This window comes from Citricoccus sp. GCM10030269 (assembly GCF_042665635.1).
Lineage (GTDB): Bacteria > Actinomycetota > Actinomycetes > Actinomycetales > Micrococcaceae > Citricoccus.
This window is the reverse complement of record NZ_JBHTCV010000005.1, coordinates 602,004-625,778: the sequence shown is the minus strand read 5'-3', so window position 1 is coordinate 625,778 and position 23,775 is coordinate 602,004. Positions and strand designations below refer to the sequence as shown.

Annotated in this window: 23 protein-coding genes; 17 read left to right on the top strand and 6 right to left on the bottom strand. The window is 67.4% G+C overall.

All coding sequences use genetic code 11. The features are described 5' to 3' along the window. Positions 1–35 precede the first annotated feature (35 nt). From ftsY to ACFQQD_RS09960, 17 genes are all read left to right on the top strand, one after another. Positions 36–1,253 (top strand): signal recognition particle-docking protein FtsY, encoded by a 1,218-nt coding sequence (gene ftsY, locus ACFQQD_RS10040; protein WP_378088845.1) that lies wholly within the window; start codon positions 36–38, stop codon positions 1,251–1,253. Positions 1,254–1,472: 219 nt separating this feature from the next. Further along, on the top strand, positions 1,473–2,783 hold the full coding sequence (locus ACFQQD_RS10035; protein WP_378090090.1) for an ammonium transporter: 1,311 nt from the start codon (positions 1,473–1,475) through the stop codon (positions 2,781–2,783). 156 nt (positions 2,784–2,939) lie between these two features. After that, positions 2,940–4,532: a signal recognition particle protein gene (ffh, locus tag ACFQQD_RS10030; RefSeq protein ID WP_378088843.1), complete on the top strand. Its 1,593-nt coding sequence runs from the start codon at positions 2,940–2,942 to the stop codon at positions 4,530–4,532. Between the two features lie 174 nt (positions 4,533–4,706). Then, positions 4,707–5,168: a 30S ribosomal protein S16 gene (gene rpsP / locus ACFQQD_RS10025; RefSeq protein WP_378088841.1), complete on the top strand. Its 462-nt coding sequence runs from the start codon at positions 4,707–4,709 to the stop codon at positions 5,166–5,168. A 2-nt stretch (positions 5,169–5,170) separates the two neighbouring features. Beyond that, a complete protein-coding gene (locus tag ACFQQD_RS10020; protein ID WP_378090088.1) occupies positions 5,171–5,410 on the top strand; it encodes an RNA-binding protein in 240 nt (79 codons plus the stop codon). A 172-nt stretch (positions 5,411–5,582) separates the two neighbouring features. Continuing rightward, positions 5,583–6,197 carry a ribosome maturation factor RimM gene (rimM, locus tag ACFQQD_RS10015; protein ID WP_378088839.1) on the top strand — a complete coding sequence of 205 codons (615 nt, stop codon included), beginning with the start codon at positions 5,583–5,585 and terminating at the stop codon, positions 6,195–6,197. Then, positions 6,194–6,934, top strand: a complete 741-nt coding sequence (gene trmD, locus ACFQQD_RS10010; RefSeq protein ID WP_378088837.1) for a tRNA (guanosine(37)-N1)-methyltransferase TrmD — start codon at positions 6,194–6,196, stop codon at positions 6,932–6,934. Before rimM ends, trmD begins: the two co-directional genes overlap by 4 nt. A gap of 192 nt (positions 6,935–7,126) precedes the next feature. After that, complete coding sequence (gene rplS, locus ACFQQD_RS10005) at positions 7,127–7,534, top strand: 50S ribosomal protein L19 (protein WP_378088834.1); 408 nt, start codon at positions 7,127–7,129, stop codon at positions 7,532–7,534. A gap of 161 nt (positions 7,535–7,695) precedes the next feature. After that, positions 7,696–8,313 (top strand): signal peptidase I, encoded by a 618-nt coding sequence (gene lepB, locus ACFQQD_RS10000; protein ID WP_378088832.1) that lies wholly within the window; start codon positions 7,696–7,698, stop codon positions 8,311–8,313. A 34-nt stretch (positions 8,314–8,347) separates the two neighbouring features. Further along, entirely contained in the window at positions 8,348–9,088 is a 741-nt protein-coding gene (lepB, locus tag ACFQQD_RS09995; protein ID WP_378088830.1) for a signal peptidase I, read from the top strand. After that, on the top strand, positions 9,085–9,855 hold the full coding sequence (locus tag ACFQQD_RS09990) for a ribonuclease HII (protein ID WP_378088828.1): 771 nt from the start codon (positions 9,085–9,087) through the stop codon (positions 9,853–9,855). Before lepB (ACFQQD_RS09995) ends, ACFQQD_RS09990 begins: the two co-directional genes overlap by 4 nt. Further along, positions 9,852–10,178 (top strand): DUF2469 domain-containing protein, encoded by a 327-nt coding sequence (locus ACFQQD_RS09985; RefSeq protein WP_378088825.1) that lies wholly within the window; start codon positions 9,852–9,854, stop codon positions 10,176–10,178. The genes ACFQQD_RS09990 and ACFQQD_RS09985 overlap by 4 nt, the downstream gene beginning before the upstream one ends. A 140-nt stretch (positions 10,179–10,318) precedes the next feature. Further along, the gene (locus tag ACFQQD_RS09980) at positions 10,319–10,723 is read left to right on the top strand and encodes a YraN family protein (protein WP_378088823.1); all 405 of its coding nucleotides are present in this window, start codon (positions 10,319–10,321) and stop codon (positions 10,721–10,723) included. Continuing rightward, positions 10,720–12,336, top strand: a complete 1,617-nt coding sequence (locus tag ACFQQD_RS09975; RefSeq protein ID WP_378088821.1) for a YifB family Mg chelatase-like AAA ATPase — start codon at positions 10,720–10,722, stop codon at positions 12,334–12,336. Before ACFQQD_RS09980 ends, ACFQQD_RS09975 begins: the two co-directional genes overlap by 4 nt. Then, a complete protein-coding gene (gene dprA / locus ACFQQD_RS09970) occupies positions 12,333–13,556 on the top strand; it encodes a DNA-processing protein DprA (protein ID WP_378088819.1) in 1,224 nt (407 codons plus the stop codon). Before ACFQQD_RS09975 ends, dprA begins: the two co-directional genes overlap by 4 nt. Positions 13,557–13,585: 29 nt before the next feature. After that, positions 13,586–14,650: a tyrosine recombinase XerC gene (locus ACFQQD_RS09965; protein ID WP_378088817.1), complete on the top strand. Its 1,065-nt coding sequence runs from the start codon at positions 13,586–13,588 to the stop codon at positions 14,648–14,650. A gap of 313 nt (positions 14,651–14,963) precedes the next feature. Further along, on the top strand, positions 14,964–15,467 hold the full coding sequence (locus tag ACFQQD_RS09960; protein ID WP_378088815.1) for a DUF3145 domain-containing protein: 504 nt from the start codon (positions 14,964–14,966) through the stop codon (positions 15,465–15,467). Between the two features lie 103 nt (positions 15,468–15,570). On the opposite strand, the gene fabF is transcribed toward ACFQQD_RS09960, so the two are convergent. The 6 genes from fabF to aceE form a co-directional block, all read right to left on the bottom strand. After that, the gene (fabF, locus tag ACFQQD_RS09955) at positions 15,571–16,818 is read right to left on the bottom strand and encodes a beta-ketoacyl-ACP synthase II (RefSeq protein ID WP_378088812.1); all 1,248 of its coding nucleotides are present in this window, start codon (positions 16,816–16,818) and stop codon (positions 15,571–15,573) included. A 165-nt stretch (positions 16,819–16,983) separates the two neighbouring features. Further along, positions 16,984–17,229: an acyl carrier protein gene (locus ACFQQD_RS09950; protein ID WP_378088810.1), complete on the bottom strand. Its 246-nt coding sequence runs from the start codon at positions 17,227–17,229 to the stop codon at positions 16,984–16,986. A gap of 103 nt (positions 17,230–17,332) precedes the next feature. Further along, positions 17,333–18,385, bottom strand: coding sequence for a beta-ketoacyl-ACP synthase III (locus ACFQQD_RS09945; protein ID WP_378088808.1), 1,053 nt, complete (start codon positions 18,383–18,385; stop codon positions 17,333–17,335). A 33-nt stretch (positions 18,386–18,418) separates the two neighbouring features. Then, complete coding sequence (locus ACFQQD_RS09940) at positions 18,419–19,351, bottom strand: ACP S-malonyltransferase (protein WP_378088806.1); 933 nt, start codon at positions 19,349–19,351, stop codon at positions 18,419–18,421. A 119-nt stretch (positions 19,352–19,470) separates the two neighbouring features. After that, complete coding sequence (locus ACFQQD_RS09935) at positions 19,471–20,664, bottom strand: PucR family transcriptional regulator (protein WP_378088804.1); 1,194 nt, start codon at positions 20,662–20,664, stop codon at positions 19,471–19,473. A 144-nt stretch (positions 20,665–20,808) separates the two neighbouring features. Next, on the bottom strand, positions 20,809–23,559 hold the full coding sequence (aceE, locus tag ACFQQD_RS09930; RefSeq protein ID WP_378088801.1) for a pyruvate dehydrogenase (acetyl-transferring), homodimeric type: 2,751 nt from the start codon (positions 23,557–23,559) through the stop codon (positions 20,809–20,811). Positions 23,560–23,775: the final 216 nt, after the last annotated feature.

The following is a 23,775-nucleotide window of genomic DNA, read 5'->3' as shown; positions in this document are numbered from 1 at the left end:
CATCCCACGCTGGAGAGCTGTGACAGACTGGAGCGGTGGATCCGATCATTCTCATTTCTCTTGCTGCTGTCCTGATCATCGGCGTCGTGCTGCTGGCCTTCCTTGACCGGAAGCCCAGGATTCCGAAGGGCACCTACCCCACGACCCGAGACGCGAATGACCCGGCCCCCGGCGGCACGGCTGTGCTGGAGAGGCCCGAGGCTCCGCCGGCCGGAGCGGACCAGGAGATCGTCGGCGACGCCGCTTCGGCGACCGAGCTCCTGGAGGACGAGACCACCGCCACGGCCGAGCCGGAGGTCGCCGAGGCCCCGGCCCTGGAGACCCCGGCGCCCGTCGCGGGTCGTCTGGCCCGACTGCGGGCGCGGCTGGCCAAATCGAACAACATCTTCGGCAAGGGGCTGCTCGCGCTGTTGTCCACGGACAACATCACGGAGGACGTCTGGGACGAGGTCGAGGAGACCCTCCTGCTGGCCGACCTCGGCACCGAGCCGACCATGGAACTCGTGGACAATCTGCGTGAACGCGTCCGGGTCGAGGGCTCCCGGGACCCGGCTCGGGTCAAGACCATGCTCCATGAGGAACTGGTCAAGATGGTGGACCCGACCATGGATCGCCGACTGGACGCCTCTCGCAAAGACGGGCGTCCGGCCGTCATGATGGTCGTCGGCGTCAATGGTGTGGGCAAGACCACCACCGTCGGCAAGATCGGCCGCGTGCTCGTGGCCGAGGATCGTCAGGTGGTCTTCGGCGCGGCGGACACCTTCCGCGCCGCGGCCGCCGAACAGCTGGCCACGTGGGGCGCCCGGGTGGGCGTGGACACCGTCCGGTCCGAGGAGGACGGAGCCGATCCGGCGTCCGTGGCCTTCGAAGCTGTGAAGACGGGCATCGAACAGGAATCGGACGTCGTCATCGTGGACACCGCCGGACGCCTGCAGAACAAGGCCAACCTCATGGACGAGCTGGGCAAGATCAAGCGCGTCATCGAGAAGCAGGCCGCCGTGGACGAAGTATTGCTGGTCCTGGACGCCACCACCGGTCAGAACGGTCTCGCCCAGGCCAAGGTCTTCGCCGAGGTGGTGAACATTACCGGCATTGCGTTGACCAAGCTGGACGGTACAGCCAAGGGCGGAATCGTCGTCGCCATCCAACGCCAACTCGGCGTGCCGGTGAAGCTGGTGGGCCTGGGTGAAGGGCCGGACGACCTCGCACCGTTCAACGCCGAAGGCTTCGTGGACGCTCTGCTGGCCGAGTAGATCGACTCGACCCCTGAACGGCGTTGAAACGTTCCGTTAACGGAACGGCCATTCTTGTTACCTACCCGAAACAGCGTTGCGGGCACCGTGAAATACGGTGCCCGCAAGCTTTTAACCATGTCCGGAACGCCGCCCCCGGCACCGGTCGACTTGGGTAGAGAGGAACGAGCTGTGGATACTGCGAACGCCGTCGAACTGACGGCCGGACACGTCTGGGTCATGGTGTGCGCCGGACTGGTCTTGTTGATGACACCGGGACTGGCCTTTTTCTACGGCGGCATGACCCGGGCCAAGGCCTCCCTGAACATGATGATGATGTCCTTCGTCTCGATCGGCCTCGTGGCCGTCGTGTGGGTCCTGTGGGGATACAACATGACCGGCGGCGACGGAGTGCTGCAGTTGTTCGGCAATCCCTTCGCGGACTTCGGCCTCTATGGCGCCCTCGGCACCGAAGACCTGATCAGCATCGGTTTCGGCGCGACCTTCGCGATCATCACGGTGGCGCTGATTTCGGGTGCCATCGCCGACCGCGCCAAGTTCAGCACGTGGCTCATCTTCGTGCCGGTCTGGGTCACCCTCGTCTACTGCCCGCTGGCCTTCATGGTCTGGGGCGGTGGCCTGTTCAGTGCCGACGGTGCCATCGGCAGTGCCATTGGCGAGGCCGTGGACTTCGCTGGTGGTCTGGTGGTGCACATCTCCGCCGGTGTGGCCGCTCTGGTTCTGGCTCTGTTGCTGGGCAAGCGCAAGGGCTTCGGCACCGATCCCGGACACAAGCCGCACAACATCCCCTTCGTCATGCTCGGCGCCACCCTGTTGTGGTTCGGCTGGTTCGGCTTCAACGGCGGTGCCGCCGGTGACGCCACCGAGGCCGGCCTGATCTGGGTCAACACTCTTGCCGCACCGGCCGCCGCCATGCTCGGCTGGGTCGTCACCGAAGCCGTCCGGGGACACCGGCCGACGTCCATCGGCAGCGCTTCGGGCATCGTCGCCGGCCTGGTGGCCATCACCCCGGCCTGTGCCTACGTCGATCCGGTGGGCGCCGTCATCATCGGCCTGCTGGCCGGTATCGCCTGTGCGCTGGCCGTGACCCTGAAGTACAAGCTCGGTTTCGACGACTCGCTGGACGTCGTCGGTCTCCACCTGGTGGCCGGCATCATCGGCACCGTCATGATCGGCTTCCTCGGCCGCACCCTGGCCGACGGCCGCTCCGGTCTGTTCTACGGCGGCGACGGTTCGCTGCTGCTGGCACAGATCGTGGCCGTGGTCGTCGCAGTGGTGTTCGCCGCCGTCATGACGTTCATCATCGGTTCGATCCTCAAGGCCACCATCGGCTGGCGCGTTTCCGCTGAGGAAGAGGAACTCGGCATCGACCAGGCTCAGCACGCCGAGGTCGCCTACGAGTTCGGCGGCGGCGGACTGGGCACCGCCTACGCCGGAGCGGACGGCGGCGAGGCTGTGAGTGCGAGGGCTGACGGCACCGGAGTCGGGACCCCGGACCGGAGCAAAGTTGATACCCTGGGAAACCGGTAGTTTCCGCTCACCGCGGTCACGGCCGCTCTGAGGGTTCCGCTGGGGGCGTGCCGCGAACTGCGGCACGCCCCCAGCGGCGTGCGGAGCACCGCATGAGGAACCACTAGAAGCGCGGACGCCACCGTCCGCTCATCCCACCGAAGGAAGAGCACCGCAGTGTTCAACTCCCTGTCCGACCGTCTGGCCGCCACCTTCAAGAACCTGAAGGGCAAGGGCCGGTTGTCCGAGGCGGACATCGACGCCACGGCCCGCGAGATCCGTCGGGCACTGCTGGACGCCGATGTCGCCGTCCCGGTCGTCCGCGAGTTCATTGCTCACATCAAGGAACGCGCCTTCGGCACCGAGGTGAGCCAAGCGCTGAATCCGGGCCAGCAGGTCGTCAAGATCGTCAATGACGAGCTGGTCAACATCCTCGGTGGAGAGACCCGCCGGCTGAACCTGGCGAAGAACCCGCCCACGGTGATCATGCTCGTCGGCCTCCAGGGCGCCGGTAAGACCACGCTGGCCGGCAAGCTCTCCAAACACCTCAAGGGTCAGGGTCACACGCCGATGCTCGTCGCGGCTGACCTGCAGCGCCCCAACGCTGTGAAACAGCTCCAGGTCAACGGCGAACGTGCCGGAGTGCCCGTCTTCGCCCCGCACCCGGGCGTGTCCAGCGAGTTCGAGGACGCCACCGGCGATCCCGTCCAGGTGGCGCGCGACGGCGTCGCGGAGGCCCAGGCCAAGTACAACGACATCGTCATCGTCGACACGGCCGGCCGTCTCGGTGTCGACGCCGAGCTCATGCGGCAGGCCTCGGACATCCGCGCCGCCGTCCAGCCGGACGAGGTCCTGTTCGTCCTCGACGCCATGATCGGCCAGGACGCCGTCGCCACGGCCCAGGCGTTCAACGAGGGTGTCGGCTTCACCGGCGTCGTGCTGTCCAAGCTCGACGGCGACGCGCGCGGTGGTGCCGCGCTCTCGGTGCGCTCGGTGACGGGCAAACCGGTCATGTTTGCCTCCACGGGCGAGAATCTCAACGACTTCGAAGTGTTCCACCCGGACCGGATGGCCTCGCGCATCCTGGACATGGGCGATGTGATGAGCCTGATCGAACAGGCTGAACGCAACTGGGACAAGGCCGAGGCCGAGAAGATGGCCCAGAAGTTCGTCGACCAGGAGGACTTCACCCTCGACGACTTCCTTGATCAGATGCAGCAGATCAAGAAGATGGGCTCGATGAAGAAGCTCATGATGATGATGCCCGGCGCCCAGGGGATGCGTCAGCAACTGGAGCAATTCGACGACCGGCAGGTCGACCGGATCGAAGCCATCATCCGTTCCATGACGCCGCACGAGCGCGTGGCGCCCAAGATCATCAACGGCTCCCGTCGCGCGCGCATCGCCAAGGGTTCCGGCGTGCAGGTGTCCGAGGTCAACGGCCTGCTGGAACGCTTCGGCCAGGCCCAGAAGATGATGAAGAAGATGGCCGGCGGGGGCGGAATGCCGGGAATGCCCGGAATGCCCGGCGGAGGTGCCGGTGGTGGCGCCGGATCCCGGAAGTCCAAATCCAAGGGCAAGAAGTCCAAGCCCAAGTCGGGCAATCCCGCGAAGGCCGCGCAGGAGAAGCGCGAGATGGAGGAGCGCCGTCAGCGTTCGGCCACCCAGGCACGTGGCTCGGCCTTCGGGCAGGGAGCGCAGGATCAGGAGTTCGATCCGTCGTCGCTGAATCTGCCGAAGGGCTTTGAGAAGTACCTCGGCGGCAACTGAGCCGACTAGGAGAATTCGGTCCGGGTCTGGCAGAATAGCGGGGTACTGAACCGCCGCCCGGGCGACCCTCTATCACTCCGGCCGGTCGTTCTGTCAGCAGGGTCCCGCCCGCGCCAACCCCACGGCCGGAGCGTGCACTGCGCCTCAAACCAAGAACCAGGAGCTACCACACCCGTGGCCGTTAAGATTCGTTTGAAGCGATTCGGCAAGATTCGCGCACCGTTCTACCGCATTGTCGTGATGGATTCCCGCACCCGCCGGGATGGCCGGGCGATCGAGGAGATCGGCAAGTATCACCCGACCGAGGAGCCCTCGTTCATCGAGGTCAACTCCGAGCGTGCCCAGTACTGGCTCTCCGTGGGCGCTCAGCCCACCGAGCAGGTCATGGCCATCCTCAAGGTGACCGGTGACTGGCAGAAGTTCAAGGGCGAGCCTGGAGCCGAGGGCACCCTGAAATCCAAGCAGCCCAAGGACGCCTTCGTGGCACCGGACAAGGGCTCGGTCATCATCCCCGAGGCCATCACTCCGAAGAAGGACGCCTCGGAAGAGGCAACGGAGAGCACCGAGGCTCCTGCTGAGTCAGCGGAGGCCTCCACGGAGACCACCGAGGCCCCGGCCGAAGAGAAGTCCGAGTGACCATGCTCCAAGAAGCGCTGGAACACCTGGTCCGGGGAATCGTGGATTCCCCGGACGATGTCCAGGTTGACCTGCGCACCAAGCACCGCGGTGAGGTCCTGGAGATCAGGGTCGACCCGTCCGACCTCGGTCGGGTGATCGGCCGCCAGGGTCGTACGGCGACCGCGTTGCGCACCGTGCTGGACGGCCTGGCCGGCCATCCGGTGCGCGTCGACGTCGTCGACACAGACCGCCGGCGCTAGCAGTATCGCGGGAGCCTCCTGTCGCACGGACCCTCAGCGGTCCGGGTCGGGGCAGAGGCACCGTGGCATGATGGCCCGTGCCGGACACCGTCCGGTGCGGGCCATTGTCGTCTCACCCTCCGTTCAGTGTTGCCCTCTCGTTCGCACGTCACCCTTGGAAGGAACCCCGAGCATGCCGCAGTCAGAGGCTGAGCACTCAGCACAGGATCTTGATGACCAGGTCCGGGTCGCGCGCATCGGCAAACCCCATGGCATCCGCGGCGAGGTGACGGTGCAGCTGTTCACCGACGAGCCGGACAAGCGATTCGTGACCGGTGCCGTCTTGAACGCCCGCAGCGCGTCCGGTGGTGGCCGCGACGGTCGGCTGACGGTGTCCCGTGCCCGGTGGAACAAGGACATCCTGTTGCTCGGCTTCGACGAGGTCGCCGACCGGAACGCTGCGGAACAGCTCCGGGGGACCGAGCTCTTCGCCGCCCCGGACGAGGCCGGGGACGATGACGCCTGGTACGAAGAGGACCTGGTGGATCTGACCGTGCTGGTCGACGGCCAACGAGTCGGAGCGATCACCGGGCTGATCACCGGCGAGGTCCAGGACCTGCTGGAGGTCGCCTTGGACGGTGGGGGAGACGCCCTGGTGCCCTTCGTCGAGGAGATCGTGCCGGAGGTGGACCTCGAGGAGAAGACGGTGACCCTCACCCCGCCCCCCGGACTGCTGACCCTCAACAACGACGACGGCGGCCTCGCCCAACCATCGGCCGGCGGTCGCACCCGAGGAGATCAACCGTGAGGATCGACGTCGTCACGATCTTCCCCGAGTATCTCTCGGCGCTCGACGTCTCGCTGATCGGCAAGGCCCGTCGAGAAGGACTGCTGGACATCCGCATTCACGATCTGCGCGACTTCACCGCGGATCGTCACCGCACGGTCGACGACACTCCGTACGGCGGTGGCGCCGGAATGGTGATGAAGCCGGAGCCGTGGGCCCTGGCGCTGGAATCCATTGCCGGCACCGAAGGCGACCGGCCGGTCCTGCTGGTCCCGACGCCGTCGGGAACGGTGTTCCGGCAGTCCCTGGCTCAGGAGTTGGCCTCCGTGCCACACCTGGTGGTGGCCTGTGGGCGGTACGAGGGCATCGACGAGCGGCTGTTCGACTGGGCACAGGAGCTGTTCGACGTCCGGTTGGTCTCCCTCGGTGACTACGTCCTCAACGGGGGAGAAGTGGCGGCACTGGCGATGATCGAGGCCGTGGGGAGATTGGTGCCCGGCGTTGTGGGCAATCCCGAGTCACTGGTCGAGGAATCCCACAGTGACGGCCTGCTCGAATACCCGGTCTACACCAAGCCCTCCGCGTGGCGCGGTCGGGACGTCCCTGAGGTCCTGCTCTCCGGGGATCACGCCAAAATCTCGGCATGGCGGCGCGAACAGCAGCTGATCCGAACCAGGGGGCGACGGCCGGACCTGCTGGAGGAAAGCGAAGCAGACTCAGCAGGCTCAGAAGACAAGGCCGGTGCCGATCTGGCATAATGGTCAGCTGTGTCGACTGGACATCTGACCTGCCACAGGGGGCGGATGTCGACAGGACGACCCACCGGCACCCATCAGGGCTCCGCCGGTCACCAGTGTGGGCACACCCATCCCGGCGCCTCTCTTCGGAAGGCCCGGCCGGTGTGCCATCTAGTACGTGGACGACCTGTGGCGTTCACCAGGAGTAGCTCAATGCATATTCTCGATTCTCTTGATGCCGGTTCGCTGCGTACCGACATCCCCGACTTCCGGCCCGGCGACACCGTCAAGGTCCACGTCAACATCGTCGAGGGCCGCACTGCCCGTGTCCAGGTTTTCCAGGGCTTCGTCATGGGCCGCCAGGGCCAGGGCGTCCGCGAGACGTTCCGGGTTCGCAAGGTTTCCTTCGGCGTCGGCGTGGAGCGTACCTTCCCGGTGCATTCCCCGGTGATCGACAAGATCGAAACCGTGTCCCGCGGTGATGTCCGCCGTGCGAAGCTCTACTACATGCGCGATCGCCACGGCAAGGCCGCCAAGATCCGTGAGAAGCGCGACTTCTCCACGGCCAAGGGCAACGCCAAGGCCAACGCGAAGGGCAACGCCAAGTCCAAGAAGGCCTGACCGGATCACGGTCGGCCATGACGTCTGACGGCTCACTGGAGGCCTCCTCCGACCGCCCGTCTGCCACGTCGAACCACACGCGCCGCGGGCGCCGGCTCCGTTCGGGGAGCCGGTCCCCGCGGCGTCGTGGTGTCTGGCCTCCGGCGCTGCGGTGGACGGTGATGATCGCTGCCGTGGCAGTGGTGGCCGTGCTCGCCTCCGCACTGCTGCGGAGCACTCTCGGGGATCCGTACCGTATTCCCTCGGGGTCCATGGAGCCCTTGTTGCAGGAGGGTGACCGCATCATCGTGGACCGAGAGGCGTATGCCACAGAGCCCGTACGCCGGGGGGACGTGGTCGTGGTGAACGGGGAGGGCAGCTTCGTCCCCTATGACTCGCGGCCGCTACTCGTGCAGTGGGGCAGTGGCGCGCTGCAGTGGCTGGGCCTGGCCCCGGACACCACCGCCTACGTCAAGCGGGTTGCCGCCGTGGGTGGGGACAGCCTGTCCTGTTGTTCGGCTTCCGGCCGTCTCGAGGTCAACGGACAGGAACTCCACGAGGACTACCTGGCCGAGGGGTTGCCTGCCTCTCGCATCGAGTTCACCGCCGAGGTTCCCGCCGGACGTCTGTTCCTGCTGGGGGACAACCGCCACCATTCCGTCGACTCCCGCGGACTGCTCGGGGCCCCCGGTGGTGGCATGATCAGAGAAACCCAGGTCATCGGGAAGGTGACCGGAATCGCGTGGCCCCTCGACCGACGCACCCGGGTGGAGGCGGACCCGGGTGCCGCCGAGCGGTAGAGTGGTCAGCCGGACCAGCGGAGAGGACGGCTAGATGGCGCAGGACAGTGGCCAGCAGGCACAGGTGCCCCCGAATGCGGAACCCTCCGGCGGACGCAGGGCGTGGCTGGCCGTCCGGGAGATCGTTCTGATCGTCCTGATCACCATTCTGGCTTCCTTCCTGGTCAAGACATTCCTCTTCCGCGCGTACTACATTCCGTCCGGCTCCATGGAACAGACGCTGCAGATCAACGACCGCATCTTCGTCAATCTCCTCGTGCCGGGACCCTTCGAGTTGGACCGCGGTGACGTGGTGGTCTTCGAGGACAGTAAGGGCTGGCTCGGTCGGCCTGCTCCGGCGGCGAACAATGCGGTGCAAGAGGCACTGGAGTTCATCGGTCTGATGCCGGATTCCTCCGAGCAGCATCTCGTCAAACGCGTGATCGGCATGCCCGGCGATCGGGTCGAGTGCTGCAGTGATGACGGCCAGCTCATCGTCAACGGCACGGCGGTCCAGGAACCGTATCTTCATCCGGGTTCCGCGCCGTCTGAGATGCCGTTCGACGTCACGGTTCCCGAGGGGCACATCTGGGTCATGGGGGATCATCGCGACGCCTCCGCCGACTCCCGCATGCACCAGGACGGGCCCGGAAACGGCTTCATCAGCCTCGATGATGTGACCGGGAGGGCCGAGATCATCGCCTGGCCCGTGGCCCATTGGGGCGATGCCGGCAGCAACCGCGACGCTTTCGACGAGGTGCCGGATCCCGACTCCGCCCGGAGCCGGGCCGAATGACCGTCTCCCCGGCTCAGGGCACCGCCCGAAGCCTCCGCAGTTCAGGCCAGCGGCGGCCGGCCGGCGTCGTGCCCGATCTCTCGGTGGAGCATTCACTCGTTGCGGCGCACCGTTCCGGGACGACGCTCGTAGCCGGCATGGACGAGGTCGGCCGGGGCGCCCTGGCCGGACCGGTCAGTGTCGGTGTCGTCGTCGTGGCCCTTCCCGACGCCGGCCCCCACCCGGCCGTGCGTGATTCGAAAGTCCTCAGCGCGCCTCGCCGTGAGGCGCTGGTCCCGGAGATCCTCGCCTGGGGTGCCGCGGCCGCCGTCGGGCACGCGGAACCCGGGGAGATCGACCGGTACGGACTGTCTGCCGCCCTGGCGCTGGCCGGCCGGCGGGCCTGGCACCGCGTGGTCACCGACCTCGGCTGCCAACCCGACGTGTTGGTGCTGGACGGGCGTGACAATTGGTTGCCTCGGGCACCCCAGGCGGCCATGGTCGACTTGGCTCCGGGTCCCGGGACGGTGCACGTGCAGGTCAAGGCGGACGCCAGTTGCGCGAGCGTGGCCGCCGCATCGGTGCTGGCCAAGGTGGAGCGAGATGGCCTGATGACCGGTCTGGCCGAGGCGTTTCCGGCCTACGGCTGGGACGGCAACAAGGGGTACGGCGCTGCCGTCCATCGGCAGGCCATTGTGGAGCACGGTCCCAGCCCGTATCACCGGATGAGTTGGAACCTGTCACGGGAAGACCCCTGCCCGCCGGCGGGGGCACAATGGACGGCATGAGCGGCGACGAACTCGAGAACTATGAGTCCGAGATGGAGCTGCAGCTCTATCGCGAGTACCGCGACGTGGTCGGGCTCTTCCGGTATGTGGTGGAGACCGAGCGCCGGTTCTACCTGGCCAATGCAGTCGAGGTCACGGCCCGGACCGAGGGCGGTGAGGTGTTTTTCGAAGTTCTCATGGAAGACGCCTGGGTCTGGGACATCTACCGCACCGCCCGGTTCGTCAAACGTGTGCGGGTCCTGAGCTTCAAGGACGTCAACGTCGAGGAACTGCCGCCGACGGACGACCTTCAGTTGCCCCAGGACGGGCCCGAACTGTCCTGATCGGCCCTGACTGACCTCGTGGTCAGGGCGCTTCACCGTTCCTCCACAGCGTGCCGACGGCTGGGTTTCCTCCACATGGCACCATCCCCGGGCCCCACTGCCGTCCGCGGTGGCGCAGGCTGGGACGCGGAGGTGCAGGAATGGATCAATCCGCAACGGCTGAACACCGGCCGAGGCCATCATCAGCTCACACGGCCCTCGGCCGCTTCGGTGAGGACGTCGCCGCTCGTTGGCTACAGGACCAGGGCTATCAGATCGTCGACCGCAACTGGCGCTGCTCGGATGGGGAACTCGATCTCGTCGCGATGCACCAGGGCTGGTGGGTCGCGGTCGAGGTCAAGACGCGGCGGGGAACCGGCTACGGCCATCCCTTTGAAGCCATTCATCCGCGCAAGCTGCGCCGGTTGTACCGACTGGCCCACCAATGGGCAGCCGCTCACCCGGACGCGGGTCGGTCCGCGGGCTGGCGCGTGGACGCCGTCTCGGTCCTCGTGCCCGCCGGTGGAGGGCTGAAGGTCGAACTCCTCAAGGACATCCAGCCATGAGCGCGCCAGCGGTGATGGGCCGGACCCTCGCCGTCGCCCTGACCGGCATGCACGGCCACCTCGTGGAGATCGAGGCGGACATCGGTCAGACGCTGCCGGGATTCGTGCTGCTGGGACTGCCGGATCAGGCCCTGCAGGAGAGCCGTGACCGGATCAAAGCCGCGGCCCGCAACTCGGGGCTGCCGCTGACTCGACGGCACCTCACGGTCAATCTGGTCCCCGCTGCGCTCCACAAACGTGGGCCCGGTTTTGATCTGGGTATCGTCCTGGCCGCTTATGCCGCGGACCGTCAGGTGTTCGGCGTCCACGGGCCGGTCTTCCTGGCCGAACTCGGACTCGACGGGCGATTGCGCCACGCCCCTGGAATTCTCCCCTCGGTGATGGCCGCCGTCGAGGCCGGCCGTCCGGACGTCATCGTCGCCGAGGAATCGGTGGACGAGGCCTCTCTGGTTCCCGGTGCCACGGTCCGCGGCTTCCGGTCCCTGCATGACGTGATCCGGGCCTTCGGCGGAGATCCTGAACCTCCCCTCGCCAGTGCAGTGGCAGATCGGGGCGACGAGGTGACCCGAGCGGCAAGCGCGCCCGAGAGCGGGCTCCACGGGAACAACGGAGACGGCCTCACCACGGATGGATCGGATGTGGCACCCGACCTGTCCGAGGTGTCCGGGCAATTCGAGGCCCGTTTCGCCCTGGAGGTGGCCGCAGCCGGAGGTCACCATCTCCTACTTGAGGGCAGCCCGGGCGCCGGTAAGACGATGCTGGCGGAACGGCTACCCGGCATTCTCCCACCGCTACCCGATCGCGTTGCTCTGGAGGCCACAGCCGTGCGCTCACTGACCGGCCGGTCCCGCGATGCCGCGCAACTGATCCGTCGCGCGCCGTTTCAAGCACCACACCATTCCGCTTCCATGGCCGCCCTGGTGGGCGGTGGTTCCGGTATCGCGCGGCCGGGCGCCGCCTCACTGGCCCACGGCGGCGTGCTCTTCCTCGACGAGGCTCCCGAATTCGACCGGCGGGCACTGGACGCGCTCCGGCAACCTCTCGAATCCGGGGCCATCACCCTTCACCGGTCCTCCGGAACAGTCCGATACCCGTCCCGATTCCAACTGGTATTGGCCGCCAACCCCTGCCCCTGCGGGTGGGGCGGCGGCCGGGGCAGCAAGTGCCGGTGCACCTCCGTGCAGCGGCGTCGGTACGCCGCCAAACTCTCCGGGCCCTTGCTGGACCGGGTCGACATCCAGGTCACGGTGCCGTCGGTGGATGCTGCGGCTTTGACGTCGGGGCACGGCGGTGAGAACTCGGGCACGGTACGCGCGCGCATCATGCCTGCGGTGGCCCGGCAGGAAGAACGACTCGGTCCACTCGGGCTGTCCCGGAACGCTCACGTACCTGCTGCCCTGTTGCGGGACGGGCCCCTGGCTCTCGACCGTCACGCGCGCGGCGGAGCAGACATGGCCGTGGACCGGGGAGAGCTCACCGCCCGCGGTCACGCCCGCGTGATGCGGCTGGCATGGACGGTCGCAGATCTCCGGGGCAACGAACGCCCGGACGCCGACTACGTGGACACAGCTCTGTATTTGAGACGACGCGGGGACGGCGAGGAGACCTCATGACCACCACCCTGAACATCGACCACGACCGGCTCGCTCGCGCTGCACTGACGCGGATCGTGGAGCCCGGGTCGGCGCTCGGCACGACCGCAGTGAGAGTCTGGGGCGCAGTTCGGGCCCTGCAGATCCTCTCCGGTCAGGATCGCCCGGGTGCGGATGAGCGGCAGGAACTGAGCCTGGTGCTCCACGGCGAAGGGATGGCACTGTCCGAACGCGTGTGGGCCAAAGCCATGGAGGGCTGGAGCGCCCGGTCGCGTACCGTGGCGCCGGAACGGGATGTGATGAGCATGGAGCGGATGTCCGGGGGATTGTTGGTCCCCGACGACCCGGACTGGCCGGTCGCGGTGGATGATCTCGGCCCCGCGGCGCCTCTGGCGTTGTGGTACCGAGGTGTCGGCGCCGTTCCGAAGCTGTCCACCACGGTCGCCGTCGTCGGCAGCCGCGATGCGACGGCCTATGGGCAGTCCGTCACCAGGACCCTCGCTGGCGGGGTGGGCGCCCGTGGCCTGACGGTGCTCTCCGGCGGCGCGTACGGCATCGATGCCATGGCCCACCGGGCGGCCTTGGCCTCGGGTGCGGGAGAGCCGCCCACCGTGGCCGTGATGGCCGGGGGACTGGACCGCTACTACCCGGCTGGGAACGAGGAGTTGCTGCGGGACGTCGCCCGGCACGGTTTATTGCTCTCCGAGTTGGCCCCCGGGAGCAGTCCCACCCGACATCGCTTCCTGCATCGCAATCGCCTCATCGCTGCGCTGTCGGGTGCGGTGTTGGTGGTGGAGGCCAGATGGCGCTCCGGGGCGCAGAACACGGCCGGCCACGCTCTGGGACTGGGGCGCGAGATCGGTGTGGTTCCCGGCCCGGTCACCTCCCCGCAGTCGGCCGGCTGTCACCGTCTGCTGCGTGAATCTCCGGCGTCCGTCGTCACGGACGTGGAGGAGGCGATGGCACTGATGCCGGGGGTCGGCACCCCGGGCCGTGGTTCAGACTCTGGATCTGGCCCTGACCCAGACTCAGGATCAGGTTCCGAGCGTCCCCACGATCACCTCACCATCGAGGAACTGCTGGTCTACGAGGCTCTTCCGCTGCGCAGTGCAGCGCCGATCGACAAGCTCTGCAGTGTCGCCGGCCTGGGCCCGGGCACGGTCATGGGAACCCTGAAGAGGCTTCAGCGGCAATCGATGGCCGAACAGCGTGGCAATGGTTGGCGGCGTTGTTCCACCTAGCCACCGGTGCACAGTGGCAGAGTGAGGGCATGCCCGCCACCGAACAGTCAGCCGAGCAGCCGAGCGCGCCACCGCGTCTCTCGGCCACGGACCGGCAGTGGGTGGAGGGGTTTGCCGAGCACCTCGCCCACGAACGCAACCGGTCCCCGCAGACGGTTCGCGCCTATGTCTCCGACCTGGAGGGGCTGATTCGGGACGTGGCCCAGCACGAGCATCTGCAGCCGCACGGCGGAGCCTGGCCGGACGTGCTTTCCGGTCTGGACCTGGCCGATCTGCGTGGCTGGCTCGGCCGACTGTCCGCGGCCGGCCGCTCCCGCTCGACCCTGGCTCGCAAGGCGGCGTCGGTCCGCGTGTTCATGGCCTGGGCCGTCCGAGAAGGCCACGTGAGTGCTGACCCGTCCCTGCGCCTGAGCTCGCCGAAACGCACGGGGTCACTGCCGGAGGCCCTCAGCGCCGACCAGGCGCAGCGACTGCTGACCTCCATCGGCACGCGGGCGGACTCCCCGTCCGAGCACACCGACGTGGCGCCGTCAGAGAAGAAATCAGAGGAGCGCACGCGGACCCGAGCCGTGGCCCTGCGGAACGCCGCCATCCTCGAGCTGCTCTATGCGACCGGCCTGCGCGTCTCCGAGCTCTCCGGACTGGACCGAACCGACGTCGACTATGAACGACGGACCCTGCGGGTGACCGGCAAAGGCAACAAACAGCGCACCGTGCCCTTCGGTGGCCCTGCCGCCAGCGCACTGGATCGGTGGCTGGACCAGGGCCGCCGGCATCTGGCGGCGGCAGGGACGACCGGGGACGGGACAGCGGCAGAGCGAGCCCTGTTCGTCGGCGTCCGCGGTGGCCGGATGGGAGTCCGGCAGATTCGCGACGTGGTGAACAAGGCCCTGGCCGAACTCGGGGACACCTCGGCCCGCGGCCCCCACGTGTTGCGCCACACCGCGGCGACGCACCTGCTCGACGGGGGAGCGGACCTGCGCAGCGTCCAGGAACTGCTGGGCCACTCGTCGCTCCAGACCACGCAGCTGTACACCCACATCTCCATCGAACGTCTGCGCGACGGCTACCGTCAGGCGCATCCTCGGGCGTGAGGCGCTTTCACCCACCCCCCGCCCACTACGCCAGCCCGCCACGCCTGCCGTCCAAACACCCCCGACACGTTGCAGACCACTGGTGTCGTTCTTGGCTCTGGGCGTCTTCGTAGTGCACAATGGTGCCCGGAAGCACACGCGTGTCATTTGCGGCGATTTGCCCGCCATGACGCCGTGAGCCACGCAGTGAACTCAAGAACGAGTGAAGAGAACGAGGCATCCGGCGCCAGCCGCCGCCTCCCAAGAACCGTTTCGGTTCGATCGCCTGTGGGGACGTTGGGGAAGACGTACCGCACAGCACTGGGAGGAACGTATGTCTGAAACCATGGTCCGTGGAATTCTCTACATCCACTCGGCCCCGGCCGCGCTATGCCCACACATCGAGTGGGCGGTGGGGTCGGTCCTGGGCGCCCAAGAGCGCCTCGAGTGGGAGTCGCAGCCCGCGGCCCACGGCAGCTATCGTGCCGAGATCGTGTGGACCGCGCCCCAGGGCAGCGGTGCACGCTTGGCCTCAGCACTGCGCGGATGGGCGCATCTGCGCTACGAGGTCACCGAAGAAGCCTCCACCGGAAGCGATGGAAGCCGCTGGTCACATACCCCGGAACTGGGCATCTTCCACGCCACCACCGATGTCACCGGCAACATCATGGTCTCCGAGGACCGCATCCGCTACGCCTATGAACAGGCCCATGGCGATGCCTCGGCCGTCTTCCACGAGCTCAGCCTGGCCCTCGGTGAAGCCTGGGATGAGGAACTCGAGCCGTTCCGCCAGGCCGCCGACGGCGCCCCCGTGCGCTGGCTGCACCAGGTCGGCTAGAAGACCCACCACCTCACTGTTCGACGTTCCTCCCAGAACTGGTCGTCCACGACAGAACCCGCCAGGATCACCTGGCGGGTTCTGTCGTTAACTGCCGGGGTCGTCAGACGCTGCGGAACAGCGACACCGCGTTATGGCCACCGAAGCCGAAGGAATTGTTGACGGCGACGCGCTGGCCCTCGGGGAGGTCGCGGGGTGATCCGCTCACCACATTGAGCGGAATCTCCGAGTCCTGGTTCTCCAGGTTGATCGTCACCGGCGCTTGGCCGTGATAGACCGCCAGGACGGTGAGCACGGATTCGATGGCGCCGGAGGCCCCCAGCAAGTGCCCGGTCTGGCTCTTGGTCGCGGAGACCGCCACTGAGTCCAAGTGATCGGCGAAGACCGACTTCATGGCCAGATACTCCGGACGATCTCCCACCGGAGTGGACGTCGCGTGGGCGTTGACGTGGGACACGTCCTCCGGGGAGGCCTCGGCCGACTCGAGGGCAGCCGTCAAGGCCCGGGCAGCGCCCAGTCCGCTCTCTTCAGGAGCGGTGATGTGGAAGGAGTCAGAGGTCACACCGGAGCCGGCCAGCTCGGCGTAGATGCGGGCGCCACGGGCCCGCGCGTGCTCCTCCGACTCGAGGACCAAGGCGCCGGCTCCCTCACCGAGAACGAAGCCATCCCGATCCCGGTCGTAGGGACGCGAGGCGAGCTCAGGCTCGTCGTTGCGGCGGGACAACGCCTGCATCGAGGCGAAGGCGGCGATCGGCAGGGGGTGAATCGCCGCCTCCGCGCCACCACAGATCACGACGTCGGCCTCGCCGGTACGGATCAGATGCAGACCGATGTCGAGTGACTCGGTTCCGGAGGCGCACGCTGAGACCATCGTGCGGGCGCCGGCACGGGCGCCCAGATCAAGGCTGATGGCAGCGGCCGGGCCATTGGGCATCAGCATCGGCACGGTCATCGGAAGAACGCGGCGAGGTCCCTTGTTCCGCAGCGTGTCCCAACCGTCCAACAACGTCCACACACCCCCGATTCCGGTACCGAAGGACACGGCGAAGCGCTCGGGGTCCACGGACTCCTCACCGTTCAATCCGGCGTCGGCCCAGGCCTCGCGGGCTGCGACCACACCGAACTGGGTGCTGGGGTCCATGCGCTTCATCTCGACTTTGGACAGTGAGTCGGCCACGGGGGAGGAGACCTGCGCCGCAAAGGTCACGGGCAGTTCATACTCGGCGACCCACTCCTGGTCGAGAGTCCGCGCGCCGGGAGTTCCGGCGAGGGCGTTCTTCCAGAAAGTCGGGACGTCACCGCCAATCGGTGTGGTGGCACCGAGTCCGGTGATCACGGCTTTGCGGTTCATGTTTCTGCCTTCGGTCGTCAGGGGGTCGGCGGACCCGTCGGGGTGGTTCGGGCGGGTGCGGGAGCACCCGGAGCACAGGGGACCGGGAGGTGCCGGGCCGACGTCGGGACAGCGGGTTCCGCCGTCAGCCTGGCCCCTCCTCGGCCCCCGGGTGCGGGTGGGCCGTCAGGACTGCGCGTTGGCGATGAACTCGACGGCGTCGTCCACGGTCTTGAGGTTCTTAACTTCCTCGTCCGGGATCTTGACGTCGAACTTCTCCTCGGCGTTGACCACGATGGTCATCATCGAGATGGAGTCGATGTCCAGATCGTCGGTGAAGGACTTGTCCAGCTGGACCTCTTCGGTCTCCAGACCGGTCTCTTCGTTGACGATCTCGGCGAGGCCGGCGAGGATGTCTTCCTTATTTGCCATGGTGTCTCCTTCGTTGGTGTCCGGGGTCCAGGAGGGATCCCCGTGGTGGTTGATCCAGCATCCATCATCCTGCGGACGTGGAGGTCGGGTCAGGTGGTCCGGCTCAGGGGAGTCGGACCACCTGGGCGCCGTAGACCAGCCCGGCGCCGAAACCGATTTGGAGGGCCAGGCCCCCACTGAGGGACGGGTCCTCCTGCAGGACTCGATGCATGGCCAGGGGGATCGATGCGGCGGAGGTGTTGCCCGTCTCCTTGATGTCCCGGCCGATGGTCACTGTATCCGGCAGCTTGAGTTGCTTGGCCAGTTCGTCGATGATCCGCTCATTGGCCTGGTGAGGCAGGAAGGCCGCCAGGTCCTCCGCCTGCACGCCGGCGCGGTCCATGGCTTCCTGGGCGGCCTTGGCCATCGACCACACGGCCCACCGGAAGACGCTGGGCCCGTCCTGGAACAGCGTGGGCCACAGCTTGTTCTCCGGGTCGGTGAGCGCGGAGGCGTCCCCGGTGGTCCGGGCCTTCTCCACGGCGTCGCGCACATCCAGCAGGGACCGCGTCATGCTCACGGTCTCCCAGCGCTCACCGTCAGAGCCCCAGACGCTCGGGGCGATTCCCGTCTCGTCCGACCGGCCCACGACGACGGCGCCGGCGCCGTCGCCCAGGATGAAGGAGATGGAGCGCTCGGAGTTGTCGATGAAATCGGAGAGCTTCTCGGCACCGACGACGAGCACATGCTCCGCCATGCCCGAGCGCACCAGGGCGTCGGCCTGCGCGACGCCGTAGCAGTACCCGGCGCAAGCGGCCGAGATGTCGAACGCCGGGGCCGGAGTGGCACCGATGTTGTGGGCCAGGGCCGCGGCGGCCGAGGGGGTCGCATAGGGCGAGGTGACGGTGGAGACGATCACGGCATCGATGTCAGCCCCGGTCAGACCCGCCTTCTCGATGGCTTCCTCCGCGGCCGTGGTGGTCAGGTCGAGCAGCGAGGTGTCTCGGTCGGCTCGGCGACGGGTGACGATGCCCGTGCGCTGCTGGATCCATTCGTCCGAGGAGTTGATCGGTCCGGCGACGTCGTCGTTGGTCACGACGAGATTGCCGCGGGCCGCGCCCACGGAGAGGATGCGGCTGCCCGCGACGGGCTCGTACTGCTTCAGGGTGACAGTCATAGTGTCCTTGGTGATCTGAGGTGATCTCTGGAGTTATTCGGCAGGGGCGGCGTGTTCGGCGACGAAGTCACGAGCAGCGTCGAGATCGGCCGGGGACGTCACGGCCAGGGAGGGGAGACCTTTCAGGGATCGCTTGGCCAGCTTGGTGAGAGTCCCGCCGGGCAACAGTTCGATCAGTCCGGTCACACCGGCCTCTCGGAGGCTGTCCATGCACAGGTCCCAGCGCACCGGGCGGGTCACCTGGTCGATGAGTTGATCGAGGAACTGGCGTCCGGTCGGCACGGCGCGGCCGTCGCGGTTGGACAGCAGCGTCACCTGGGGGTCGTTCGGCTGCAGGGTCTCGGCGTAGGACTTCAGCGCCGGAACCGCGGAGGCCATGTAGGGGGTGTGAAAGGCGCCGGCCACCTTCAGGGAGATCACCCGGGCCTTGGCCGGCGGAGTGGCCGCGAGGGCGGCGAGAGCCTCTGACGACCCGGCGGCGACCACCTGGCCGCCACCGTTGGCATTGGCCGGGACCAATCCGTGGGCCTCAATGGCCGCGAGGACCTCGTCCGGATCGCCCCCGAGGACGGCAGCCATTCCGGTGGGCTGGCTCCCGGCAGCCTCCGCCATCCCGGTTGCGCGGATCCGCACGAACTCCAGGGCCTCCGACGCCGGCAACACGCCGGCCAGCACCGCGGCGGTGATCTCTCCGACGGAGTGTCCTGCGGCGATCCACCCATCGGTGGGCAGGGAGTCCAGGTGCAGGGAGTGGGCGGCCAGCAGGCCTGCGGCGACGATGAGCGGCTGGGCCACTGCGGTGTCCTGGACGGTGGCCTCATCGGACACGGTGCCGTGGGCGGTGAGATCGACTCCGGTGGCGGTCGACCATTCCTCGAGCAACCCGGAGGTGCCGTCCAGTTCGAGCCAGGGGGTCAATAGCCCCGGGGTCTGAGAACCTTGGCCGGGACACACGATTGCAAGCATGCCGTTAACTGTGTCAAAGCCGTGACCGAGTTCCGGGGCACCAGGGGCACCAAGCTCGGCACCCCCTTTTGGAGGATTCCTACAGTCGTTCCTCCAGTCGCCTCTAGCCAGTCCTCCGGTCAATCCTCTCGTCGCACCGGGCGCAGCCGCCCCACCGCCAACGCGGTCTGGAGCACGTAGGCATCGCGGGCCACCAGCGGATCCCAGCCGGTGACCTCGCTGACCCGCCGCAGACGGTAGCGCACGGTGTTGGCATGGACGAACAGCTCCCGGGCGGTCGCCTCGAGCGAGTGGCCGAGTTCGCAATAGGTGTCCACCGTCTCCAGCAGCGAATTGCCGGCGGCCTGCAGCGGAACGAACACCCGATGCACCAGGATCTCGATGGCCGCCTGATCACCCTGGAGGGATCGTTCCGGCAGCAGGTCCTGTGCGTGGGCGGGCCGGGGAACCCGCGGCCATGCGGGCGCGGCGGCCAGCCCAGCCAGCGCCTCTCGGCCGCTGCGATGGGCGTCCACCAGGGAATCAGACAAGGGGCCGTAGACGACGGCTCCCTCACCGAACCACGCCGTCAGCGCCGTGGCAGTCTGGCTGGGGTCCGTGACGCTGCCGACGACGAGGACGAACCGTTCCGACTGGACGCCCGCCAGCAGGTCGTGCCCGGCCCGGTTCGCGGTCCGGCGGACGCCGGCCAGCCGGGTGGGCAGTTCCACGGAGGGCGTGGAACCGGCCATCACCATGACGCCCTTGCCGCCTTTCCACCCGGAGGCGGCGGCACGGGAGAGGATCTCGTCGGGGGCCTCACCGCGCAGCACCGCGTCCAGCAGGACGGCCTCGTTCCGGCTGTCCCACGCTCCTCGGGTTTCGGCGGCACGGGCATACACGTCGGCCAGGGCGAAGGCGATCTCGCGCGAGTACCGCAGGACGGCCTCGCGCACCAGCGCCTGGTCATGGTCCTGCACGATCCCGGGGACTTGGGCCTCCACCACATCCACCACCGTGCGGATCAGCTGCAGAGCGCGCTGCAGGCTGATGGACCGGGTCAGTTCTGTGGGCGTGCCACCGAAGACCTCGCCGAGCACCGTGCTCATGGTGGTGGAGGGGCGTTCGAACCAGGACAAGAAGCCGGTCAGGCCGCGCTGGGCGATGAGGCCGAGGGAGGACCGCTCGTCCGGCGTCAGCTTCCGGTACCAGGGCAGTGTGCTGTCCAGTCGCTGCAGGGTGGCGGTGTTGAGCATTCCGAGGTGGGCCCTCAATCGGCGCAGGGATTCGGCGGACACCTGCCGCGGTGGGGGATTCAGACGTACCTCGGACATGCCCCGAGCATAGGCCCGCGCCGTCGGTTTCCGGTGCACGTGAACAGAACGGCGGTTGTGGGAAACCCACAACCGCCGTTCTGTGTCCCTCAACGACCGGTCAACTGTCGATCAACGACCGGTCAGTAGTCGGTCAACACTCGGTCACGAGTCGCCACCGACCGTGCCGGTGGTTCCGGCGTTCACCTCGTTGATCCGATACTTCTCGTAGGCCTTCGCCGCGGTGCCGGCCTCCACCGCGCCGGACTGCTCCAGCATCTGCAGCGCCTTCACGACCATGGAGTGGGTATCGATCAGGAAGTATCGACGGGCCGCCGCCCGCGTGTCGGCGAAACCGAAGTCGTCCGCACCCAGGGTCGCGAACTCGTTCGGCACGAACGGGCGGATCTGATCCGGCACCAGGGTGGCGTAGTCGGTCGTGGCGACGACTGGTCCCTCGGCACCCTCGAGCTTCTGGGTGATGTAGGGTACCCGGGCGCCGCCGTCGGGCTCTTCCAGGGACGAGCGCTCGGCCGCCACCGCGTCCCGGCGCAGCTCGTTCCAGCTGGTCACGGACCACACATCGGCGGAGACGTTCCAGTCCTCGGCGAGAACGGCGGCCGCGTCGATGGCCCAGGGCAGCGACACGCCGGAGCCCATGAGCTGAACCTTCGGTCCCTCGCCCTGGCCCTGGCTGTAGCGGTAAATGCCCTTGAGCAGGCCCTCGACGTCCAGGTTCTCCGGTTCCTCCGGATGGGTGATCGGCTCGTTGTAGACGGTGAGGTAGTACATGACGTTGCGGACGTCGTCTCCGCGGTCATGGTCGCCGTACATGTCTTCCAGTCCCTGGCGCACAATGTGGGCGATCTCGTAGGAGAACGCGGGGTCATAGTGCTTGACCGCGGGGTTGGTGCCGGCCAGCACGGGTGAGTGACCGTCCATGTGCTGCGTGCCCTCGCCGGCCAGCGTGGTCCGGCCCGCGGTGGCGCCGATGACGAAGCCACGGGCGAGCTGGTCGCCGGCTGCCCAGAAGGCGTCGCCGGTGCGCTGGAAGCCGAACATCGAGTAGAAGATGTACACCGGGATCATCAGCTCGCCGTGCGTCGAGTACGAGGTCCCGACGGCGGTCATGGCCGCGGCGGCCCCTGCCTCGTTGATGCCCACGTGGTACAGCTGGCCGGAGCTCGACTCCTTGTAGGACAGGAACAGGTCCCGGTCCACGGACAGGTAGTTCTGTCCCTTGGGGTTGTAGATCTTCGCGGTGGGGAAGAACGAGTCCATGCCGAAGGTGCGGGCCTCGTCCGGGATGATCGGCACGATCCGCTTGCCGATGTTCTTGTCCCGCATCAGATCCTTGAGCAGCCGGACGAACGCCATCGTCGTGGCGGCCTGCTGCTTGCCCGTGCCCTTGCGCGCGTGCTTGTACGCGGACTCGGGTGGCATGGCGATCTTGTCATAGTCGCTGCGCCGCTCGGGCAGGAACCCGCCGAGCTGGCGGCGGCGCTCCATCATGTACTTGATCTCCGGCGCATCCGGGCCCGGGTGGTAGTACGGGACGTTGTACGGATCCGCTTCGATCTGCTCGTCCGTGATCGGAATCCGATGCCGGTCACGGAACTGCTTGACGTCCTCGACCGTGAGCTTCTTCATCTGGTGGGTCGAGTTGCGGCCCTCGAAGTGCGGGCCGAGGCCGTAGCCCTTGATCGTCTGGGCCAGGATGACGGTCGGCTTGCCCTTGTACTCCAGGGCCGCCTTGTAGGCGGAGTAGACCTTGTAGTAGTCGTGACCGCCGCGCTTGAGGCCCCAGATCTCGTCGTCGGACATATCGGCGACCATCTCTTTGGTGACCGAAGAGCGACCGAAGAAGTGGTCTCGCACGAATCCGCCGGACTCGGCCTTGTAGGTCTGGTAGTCGCCGTCGAGCGTCTCGTTCATGATGCGCACGAGCTCGCCCTGGTCATCCTTGTCCAGCAGGTCGTCCCACTCGCGGCCCCAGAGCACCTTGATGACGTTCCAGCCGGCCCCGCGGAAGTAGGCCTCCAGTTCCTGGATGATCTTCCCGTTGCCGCGGACCGGGCCATCGAGGCGCTGCAGGTTGCAGTTGATGACAAAGGTGAGGTTGTCGAGCTTGTCATTGGCGGCCACGTGCAGGGCGCCGCGCGATTCGGGCTCGTCCATCTCGCCGTCACCCAGGAACGCCCAGACGTGCTGGTCGGAGGTGTCCTTGATGCCGCGATTGTGCAGATAGCGGTTGAACTGCGCCTGGTGGATGGCGTTGATCGGACCCAGGCCCATGGACACCGTGGGGAACTGCCAGAAGTCCGGCAGCATGCGCGGGTGCGGGTAGGACGGCAGGCCGTTCGGAGCGGTGGACTTCTCCTGGCGGAAACCGTTCAGCTCTTCCTCGGTCAGCCGGCCCTCGAGGAAGGCGCGGGCGTAGTTGCCGGGGGAGGAGTGGCCCTGGAAGAAGATCTGGTCGCCGCCGCCGGGGTGGTCTTGCCCGCGGAAAAAGTGGTTCAGTCCGACTTCGTACAGGGTGGCCTGACCGGCGTACGAAGAGATGTGACCGCCGACGCCGACGCCGTCGCGCTGGGCGCGCTGGACGATCATGGCCGCATTCCACCGCAGGTAGTTGCGGTAACGGCGCTCAAGCTCTTCGTCGCCGGGATAGTCCGGTTCCTGGTCCACGGGGATCGTGTTGACGTAGTCCGTGGTGGTGACCATCGGCACGCCCACGGACTTGGTCCCGGCGCGTTGCAGGAGCTGGCGCATGATGTATTCGGCGCGCTCCGTGCCGCGTTCCTCCACGAGTCCGTCGAAGGACTCGATCCACTCGGCCGTCTCCTGAGGATCCTTGTCCGGAATCCGGTCGGTCAGGCCGCTCAGGATGTGGGAGCTCTCTTCAGCTGCGCTCACGGCAACCTCTCTGTTGGCGGAAGGGTGTTCCGCTGTTCTCCAGGACCCTGGTCCTTCCCGGGATCGTCCGGGCGGGTCACGATGAGGGTCCTTTGCTTCCACCCACGACTGTATAACCTCAGCGACCTCTGCTGCAGGCCCCTTCCCGCCGCATGACGGCGCGCGGAGACGGAGAGCGGAACGGAGAGGGGAAACGGAGAGCGGACGGGGTCGGCA

Bases quoted from the DNA above. Each gene is read 5' to 3' on its own strand.
- ACFQQD_RS10035 (WP_378090090.1), top strand. From the start codon at position 1,473: ATGGTGTGCGCCGGACTGGTCTTGTTGATGACACCGGGACTGGCCTTT.
- ACFQQD_RS10020 (WP_378090088.1), top strand. From the start codon at position 5,171: ATGCTCCAAGAAGCGCTGGAACACCTGGTCCGGGGAATCGTGGATTCC.
- rimM (WP_378088839.1), top strand. From the start codon at position 5,583: ATGCCGCAGTCAGAGGCTGAGCACTCAGCACAGGATCTTGATGACCAG.
- rplS (WP_378088834.1), top strand. From the start codon at position 7,127: ATGCATATTCTCGATTCTCTTGATGCCGGTTCGCTGCGTACCGACATC.
- lepB (WP_378088832.1), top strand. From the start codon at position 7,696: ATGATCGCTGCCGTGGCAGTGGTGGCCGTGCTCGCCTCCGCACTGCTG.
- lepB (WP_378088830.1), top strand. From the start codon at position 8,348: ATGGCGCAGGACAGTGGCCAGCAGGCACAGGTGCCCCCGAATGCGGAA.
- ACFQQD_RS09990 (WP_378088828.1), top strand. From the start codon at position 9,085: ATGACCGTCTCCCCGGCTCAGGGCACCGCCCGAAGCCTCCGCAGTTCA.
- ACFQQD_RS09985 (WP_378088825.1), top strand. From the start codon at position 9,852: ATGAGCGGCGACGAACTCGAGAACTATGAGTCCGAGATGGAGCTGCAG.
- ACFQQD_RS09980 (WP_378088823.1), top strand. From the start codon at position 10,319: ATGGATCAATCCGCAACGGCTGAACACCGGCCGAGGCCATCATCAGCT.
- ACFQQD_RS09975 (WP_378088821.1), top strand. From the start codon at position 10,720: ATGAGCGCGCCAGCGGTGATGGGCCGGACCCTCGCCGTCGCCCTGACC.
- dprA (WP_378088819.1), top strand. From the start codon at position 12,333: ATGACCACCACCCTGAACATCGACCACGACCGGCTCGCTCGCGCTGCA.
- ACFQQD_RS09965 (WP_378088817.1), top strand. From the start codon at position 13,586: ATGCCCGCCACCGAACAGTCAGCCGAGCAGCCGAGCGCGCCACCGCGT.
- ACFQQD_RS09960 (WP_378088815.1), top strand. From the start codon at position 14,964: ATGTCTGAAACCATGGTCCGTGGAATTCTCTACATCCACTCGGCCCCG.
- fabF (WP_378088812.1), bottom strand. From the start codon at position 16,818: ATGAACCGCAAAGCCGTGATCACCGGACTCGGTGCCACCACACCGATT.
- ACFQQD_RS09950 (WP_378088810.1), bottom strand. From the start codon at position 17,229: ATGGCAAATAAGGAAGACATCCTCGCCGGCCTCGCCGAGATCGTCAAC.
- ACFQQD_RS09945 (WP_378088808.1), bottom strand. From the start codon at position 18,385: ATGACTGTCACCCTGAAGCAGTACGAGCCCGTCGCGGGCAGCCGCATC.
- ACFQQD_RS09940 (WP_378088806.1), bottom strand. From the start codon at position 19,351: ATGCTTGCAATCGTGTGTCCCGGCCAAGGTTCTCAGACCCCGGGGCTA.
- ACFQQD_RS09935 (WP_378088804.1), bottom strand. From the start codon at position 20,664: ATGTCCGAGGTACGTCTGAATCCCCCACCGCGGCAGGTGTCCGCCGAA.